The sequence below is a fragment of the Pseudoxanthobacter sp. genome (assembly GCF_036822375.1).
Classification (GTDB): Bacteria; Pseudomonadota; Alphaproteobacteria; order Rhizobiales; family Segnochrobactraceae; genus Pseudoxanthobacter.
Genome location: NZ_DAISHT010000157.1, coordinates 7435 through 8709, shown reverse-complemented (window position 1 = coordinate 8709; position 1275 = coordinate 7435). Strand labels below are relative to the sequence as shown.

The following is a 1275-nucleotide window of genomic DNA, read 5'->3' as shown; positions in this document are numbered from 1 at the left end:
GCCTCCGCAGCCGGGGCGAACACCTCGCGGATCAGCAGCGCATCGGCGCGCGCGAAGGCCGACAGCATGGCCGAATCCTGCACCGGCAGCGGCGTCAGCCACGCCATGCCGTCTTCGTCGCGGCGGATGCAGGCGCGCAGGTAATCGCGGCGCATGTCATTGGCCTTCAGCGCCACATCCAGCCGGCCGCCTTCAACCGCTGTCGGCTCGCCACGGCCGGCAAGGGCACGCACCAGCGGCGCCAGCAGCACTGCGCCCACGACAAGGCTGGAAACCGGGTTGCCCGGCAGGCCGAGCACGCGCGTTGCACCGAGCCGGCCGAACATGACCGGCTTGCCCGGCCGCATGGCGATCTTCCAGAAATCGAGGCTGACGCCCGCCGCCTTCAGGGCCGGGGCGACGAGATCGTGATCGCCGACCGAGGCACCGCCGAGGGTGACGATGATATCCGCGCCCGCCGCTACGGCATGGCCGACGCGGGCGGAGATGGCGTCAACATCGTCGCCGGCGATGCCCAGCTGCACTGCCTCGCCGCCGTGCGCTTCCGCCAGAGCGGCGATGCCGATGTGGTTGGAGGCGACGATCTGATCCGGCCCCGGTGCGCCGCCCGGCGGCACGAGTTCGTCGCCGGTCGACAGGATCGCCACCTTCGGCCGGCGTGTGACGGGCAGGTGCGCGTGGTTCATCGCCGCCGCAAGCGCGAGGGCGCGGAAATCCAGCCGCAGGCCGGCGGGCAGGGCGATTTCGCCGGCGCGGAAATCCTGGCCGGCGCGGCGGATGTGGCGGCCGGCCGTTGCGGCCTCCGTCGCCTCGATGGCGTTGCCGGCGGCGGGGCGGGTATTTTCCTGAATGAGAATGGCATCGGCGCCATCGGGCACCGGTGCCCCGGTGAAGATCCGCACCGCTTCGCCCGGTCCGACGCGGCCGGCGAAGGCGCGGCCGGCGGCGGCCTCGCCGATGCGCCGCAGCCGCGCGCCGGGCACCGCATCGGCCGCCCGCACGGCATAGCCATCCATCGCGGAGGCATCGAACGGCGGCTGGGTGCGCAGGGCCGGCAGGCCGGCGGCCAGAACCCGGCCGGCCGCGTGCTCCAGCGCCACCGTTTCCGCACCGAGCGGCCCGGCATCGGCCAGAATGTGGGCCAGAGCCTCGTCAACCGGCTTCAGGGCCGGACGGGCGGTGTTGTCGGCACCGGGCCGGGGAGTTGCGCCGGATTGGGCGTTTGCCTCGGGTTCAGGCATGGCGGCATGGCTCCGACAGGGGCAAAGGGAAGAT

General features: G+C 73.1%; 1 protein-coding gene. It reads right to left on the bottom strand.

Annotated features, from left to right (window positions below):
• The coding region (gene glp, locus V7067_RS13270; RefSeq protein WP_334176381.1) for a gephyrin-like molybdotransferase Glp at positions 1 to 1241 on the bottom strand (1241 nt) is incomplete at its 3' end.
• Between the last annotated feature and the right edge of the window lie 34 nt (positions 1242 to 1275).